This is a genomic window from Streptomyces sp. LS1784, from assembly GCF_020103755.1.
In the GTDB taxonomy this organism is placed as follows: domain Bacteria; phylum Actinomycetota; class Actinomycetes; order Streptomycetales; family Streptomycetaceae; genus Kitasatospora.
This window is the reverse complement of sequence record NZ_JAHSQD010000565.1, coordinates 1-5,179: the sequence shown is the minus strand read 5'-3', so window position 1 is coordinate 5,179 and position 5,179 is coordinate 1. Positions and strand designations below refer to the sequence as shown.

5 protein-coding genes are annotated in these 5,179 nt (G+C 71.0%); all 5 read right to left on the bottom strand.

Annotation, left to right across the window (positions count from 1 at the left end; translation table 11 throughout):
* Positions 1 to 866, bottom strand: an 866-nt coding sequence (locus KS423_RS37770) for a serine/threonine-protein kinase (protein ID WP_224284258.1), incomplete at its 3' end; no start/stop codon positions are given.
* A 71-nt stretch (positions 867 to 937) separates the two neighbouring features.
* A complete protein-coding gene (locus KS423_RS37765) occupies positions 938 to 1,579 on the bottom strand; it encodes a TetR/AcrR family transcriptional regulator (RefSeq protein WP_224284257.1) in 642 nt (213 codons plus the stop codon).
* Between the two features lie 620 nt (positions 1,580 to 2,199).
* Positions 2,200 to 2,964: a GNAT family N-acetyltransferase gene (locus KS423_RS37760; RefSeq protein ID WP_224284259.1), complete on the bottom strand. Its 765-nt coding sequence runs from the start codon at positions 2,962 to 2,964 to the stop codon at positions 2,200 to 2,202.
* A gap of 192 nt (positions 2,965 to 3,156) precedes the next feature.
* Positions 3,157 to 3,318 (bottom strand): hypothetical protein, encoded by a 162-nt coding sequence (locus KS423_RS37755; RefSeq protein ID WP_374120104.1) that lies wholly within the window; start codon positions 3,316 to 3,318, stop codon positions 3,157 to 3,159.
* 196 nt (positions 3,319 to 3,514) lie between these two features.
* Positions 3,515 to 5,035, bottom strand: a complete 1,521-nt coding sequence (locus tag KS423_RS37750; protein ID WP_224284256.1) for a serine/threonine-protein kinase — start codon at positions 5,033 to 5,035, stop codon at positions 3,515 to 3,517.
* Between the last annotated feature and the right edge of the window lie 144 nt (positions 5,036 to 5,179).

Genomic DNA, 5,179 nt, shown 5'->3' with positions numbered 1-5,179 from the left:
ACCGCGGCGACCGGCACCGACCGGTCGCCGACCGCGGCCCGCGCTGCGGCCGCCATCGCCGCGGCGTCGGCGAACCGGTCCCCGGGTTGCTTGGCCAGGGCCCGCGCGACGAACTCCCGTACCGCCGCCGGGAAATCCTCCGGCAGCTCCGGCGCGGGCTGCTGGACGTGCTTGAGCGCGACCTCGACCACGCTCTCACCGGTGAACGGCGGTTTTCCGGTGAGCAGTTCGTAGCAGACCACGCCGATCGAGTAGAGGTCCGAGGCCGGCGTGACGCCGCCGCCCCCGGCCTGCTCGGGGGCCATGTACAGCGCAGTGCCGATCACCACGTTGGTCGCCGTGAGCGTGGTACTCACGAGCGCCCGCGCGATGCCGAAGTCCGTCACCGTCACCCGGCCGTCGACCCCGAGCATCAGGTTGGACGGCTTGACGTCCCGGTGCACGATCTCCTGCTGGTGCGCGGCCTGTAGTGCGTCGAGCGCCGTGGCGAGCATGCTCAGCACCCGCTCGGGCGGCATCGGGCCGTCCTCGGCGAGGACCTTGTCCAACGGCCGCCCGTCGACGAGCTCCATCACGATGTACGCGATCCGCTCCCCCTCCGCGCCACCCTCGGCCTCGCCGCCGCTCTCCCCGTAGTCGTGGACGTCCACGATGCCCGGATGGCTGATCGCCGCGAGCAGTTGGGCCTCGCGCCGGAAGCGCCGGGCGAACGTCCCCTCCTCCAGCAGCCCCGCGTGCAGGACCTTGACCGCCACCTGCCGCCCCAGCACCCGGTCATCGGCGCGCCAGACGGCACCCATGCCCCCGCCGCCGATCCACTCGGTCAGCGTGTAGCGACCTCCGAGTACGGCCCCCCGACCAGTCATGCCCCGCCCCTTCGCGATGCCCAGCCCCAACCGGTTGTCAGTAGCGCGTCATGTCCTGCCATCAGTCCTCCTCACCCGCCGCCCCCGCCGGTACCGGTCGCACCGCACGGCTCGGACCGCTCGGGCCGCAGCGAGCGCCAGATGCTTTCCGGCAGGATCCGCGCGACCTCAGCCAGGTCCAGCTCGTAGGTGTCGGACAGCCAGCGGCGGGCCGCCTCCGCGACCGGACCCATCACCAGGACCTCGACCAGCGGGCCGGGAACGGGCAGGATCTCGCCCCGCTCCATCCGAGGCTGCATCCAGGCGCCGATCACCGCCAGCTTGGCCGCCTTGGCGGCCTTGATCTGCTCGGCCCGGGCGGCCAGGTAGCCGGAGTAGGCGGAGGCGTGCAGGAAGAGCGCGGCGTCCCGGTGCTCCTCGGTGAAGCGCAGGTAGGCCTGGACGAGCGCCCGCACCCCGGTGCGCGCGGTGCGGCTGCGCTGCAGCGCGACGATCATCTCGTCGAACAGCTGCTCCATGCAGCGGATGTAGAGCGCGGCGGCCAGGCCGTCGAAGCTCCCGAAGTGGTGGTAGAGGCTGCCCAGGCTGACCTTGCTCGCCGCGGTGACGGCACTGACGGTGAACCCCTGCTGGCCCGCCTCCGCATACACGCGCAGCGCGCTGGTCAGGAGCAACTCGACGGTGGCCTCGCCCCGTTGCTGCTTGGGGGGCATTCGGACCTCCGCTCGACCGTCACCACGGCCGCCTCGGCCGCCAACTCGGCCAGCATAGAGCAGAACTGAAGAAGCTCTCTAGAACGAATCTCTACTTTTGACGATCCATCAGATAACCTCCGGGCCCTGGCGTCCCGGGAGCGCCGATGGCTCCCTCGACGTCGAAGACGGTCAGGCTGCCCGAGCGGCCCACGCCCGGACAGGAGTTCCAGCGCCCGGGCGCTCTCGGTGACGTTCCGATGCGGCGAGGACCGCACGATCGAGGACGCGAGCGGCGGTGCGGGGCGGCTTGGGGGCCTCAAGGGACATCGGCCGAATCGGGATGGAGGGAGGTCCGGTGGGCACCGTACGGGCCGGCGGCGGCCCGCCCGTCCGCGCCCTCCAGTCGCCGAACAGAACGACGAGTGGGCCGACAGCGCCGCCACACGGGCCCCGAGATCCTCGGCCGCTGCCGCGTTCACCTCATCAAGGGAGAAACCGGCACCGACCTGACCCCAACTTCCCTCACCGCATAACCTCTTGACGAATCACCGAGTGGCCGTCGATACACCACTCCGGCGGACATGACCCGAGGCCGAGCCGGTGGGCGGTGTCCACTGCCCCTGGCCCGGCCGGAGGTCTCAGGTGGTGACTGCGTACTCGGTGAACTGACCGCAGGCCTGGAATCCGAGACGGCGGTAAACGGGTTCTCCGTCCGAGGACGCCTGCAGGACCGCGGTGCGGTAGCCCGCGTTGTAGGCCGTGCGCAAGGTGGCCAGGGTGATGGCTCCGCCGTATCCGCGGCGGCGGTCGGAAGCGAGGGTCGCGATGTTGTAAATTCCGGCGACACCCGCGAAGAGAAAGACCTCGGCCGAGCAGACCGGTCGGCCGTCCGCGTAGCCGATGAGGTAGCGCGCGGGGCAGGCGGGGGCCAGAGCCCACTCGGTCGCATCGGCGAAGAAGCGGCGGACCGTGGCGGCCGGCGGGTCCCAGTTCGCGGCCAGGATCATCGCGTAGTCGGCGAGTTGTTCGGGAGTCGCCACGGGACGGATGTCCAAGCCCTCGGCGTATGGCTCCGGTGGAGCGGTGTGCAGGTCCATCCACATGCCGGTCTCGGTCTCGGACGCCTTGAGGCCGGCGCCGGTCAGGAGCACGGCGAGGTCCGGGGGTGTGCCGGCGGGGCCGACCCACCAGGAGAAGGGACGGCCTGTCGCGGTCAGCGTCCGGACCGTCTCCGCCACCCGGTCGGGAGCGGTGTCGTCGGTGAATCGCGCGGCCGCCACGATGTTGAAGGTGTCGTCGTCGAGCCCGCTGTCGGCGATCACGAGATCGGCTGTCTCGGTGACGGTCGCGTGCTTCATGTTGCGGTGCAGGTGGCAGGCGCGTTCGGCCAGGTTCTGCTCCATCCTGCCCAGCAGGTCGGAATCGTCGAACACGGTGTGTTCCGTCTCATTCATGCCCGACACGATCTCATCCGTAAGAGGGCTCGCCGAGTAAATAAGGGCACTGTAAAGGTCTTCGCTCCGGGTTGAGCACGCGTAGTCCTCACCTGAGGTCAAGCGTTCCGCGTGAGGCATCTGGCACGGGCTGGGAGCTGCCTAACCGAGTGGCCTGCCGACCTGCTGGGCTGTGGCGTTCTGGTAGCGGTAGAACTCGGTCCTGGTCTGGATCAGGGTGCCGCGGAAGGTGATGCGTTCGGCGATGGCCGCGCAGAGCCGGGGGTCGCCGAAGGTCTTTTCCCATTCATCTGGGGCTGGCACTTGTCGGCGACGGCTGAATTCGGGCCGGGTTCGACGGTTCAGTTGTGGGCCGGCCATGGTCTCGCTGGATGGTGTTTGTCAGACAGATCGTCGTCCTGTCGATGGGGCGGGGTGTTCTGTCGCGGCAGCAGCCCGACGATGCCTTCGACGAACGCGTCCGGACGTCTCGACCGGCGAGCGCGGCCATCCACGAAGGTCACCCCTGAGGGAGCCCCTGAGCGGGTTGCGGCACCACGCCCCAGGGCCGACGGGTCCGCCTGCGGTGGCGAATGCGCTGCACCAGTGCCCACAGGCCCGCTGCGGCGAGCAGGGCGGTGGTCGCGAGGAGCGCGTAGAAGTCGTAGTCCAGGCCCATGTCGTCGATGCAACGGCGTATCTGGGCTTGTCCCAGGGGGGTGTCGGCGTGGGGGAAGTCCGCGGTGCAGGCGTCGGTGTGTTCGGTGGTCACCATGACGCCCATGACGGCCCACCAGGTGGTGGCGAGGCCGCCGACGGGAACCGCGGACCAGCAGCAGAGCCAGGTGCCCAGGCGGGAGCGGCTTCGCCAGGCGGTGGCGAGGGCCAGCAGGGTGACGAGGAGGACGGCGATGGCCGGCGGCCAGATCCAGGGGGCACCGGCCCAGGAACGGCCGCCGGTCACCAGGTCCCAGGCCGTGACGGCCGGGGAGCGGGCCCTGGCCGGGCCGGAGCGGCCCCAGAGCGGCAGTGCGAGCGAGGCGCACCAGAGCGCGCCGGCCGCCGCGAGGGCGAAGCGCGGGCCGCGGTAGCCGGGACTTGACGGTAGGTCAACCGGCGGAGCCCCAGTCGCGGCGACCGGCCTCGGAGGGAGCAGAGGCATCGGAGGCTCGGCTGTCGGGCGCGCGGTCGGCGGGGGCTCCAGCAGGAAGTCCCCCGCCGACTGCTGGGGCTGCGGAACGGCCGAGACGACCGTGGGCATCGGCGCCGTGCCGCGCAGCAGGGACTGCAGTTCGGCCGCCGAGGCCGGGCGGGCCGCCGGGTCCTTGGCGAGCAGGCGGAGCACCACTGCGTCGAGGTCGGCGGGGATGTCGCCGCGCCGGATGCCCGGGGCGTCGGGAGTGCGGTGCAGGTGGGCGGTCATCATGGTCAGCGGATCGCCGTCCTGGAACGGCGGGGCGCCGGTGAGGAGTTCGTACAGGACGCAGCCGAGTGCGTACAGGTCCGACCGGGCGTCGCCCGGGGCGCCGGCGAAGCGTTCGGGGGCCATGTAGGCGAGGGTGCCCATGACCTGGCTGGACTGGTGGGTGGCGGCCATGTAGCGGGCGATGCCGAAGTCCAGGACCTTGACGTCGCCGCTGGTGGTGAGCATCAGGTTGGCGGGTTTGAGGTCCCGGTGGACCACGCCTGCCTGGTGCGCGGCGGCGAGTGCGGCGGCGGTCTGGTCGACCAGGTCCAGCGCGGTGGGTACGGGGGGCGGACCGTAGGTGCGCAGGTGGGTGGCCAGGTTGCCGCCCTTGACCAGCTCCATCACCAGGAAGAGCGTGCCGTCGGCTGGATCCTGTCCGATGTCGTGCACGGTGACGACGCCGCGGTGGTTCAGCGCACCCGCCGTCCGGGCCTCCCGGAAGAACAGCTCCACGGCGTCCGGACTGTTCTGCTGTGGCAGCAGCTTGACCGCGACCGGCCGGCCGATGACGGTGTCCCGTCCCTCCCACAGAGGCCGGGTGCGAGTGCGGGTCCCCCGCCCGGTCCCCGTCATGGTGCTCCGCTGCGGATCGGGCTACAGCAGCATCGCCTCGAACTGGAACTCGGGTGCGGTCAGCGGTTGCTCGGACCAGATGACCTTGCCGCGGGCCGTGTACCTGGTCCCCCACCGCTCGGCCAGCTGGGCCACCAGGAACAG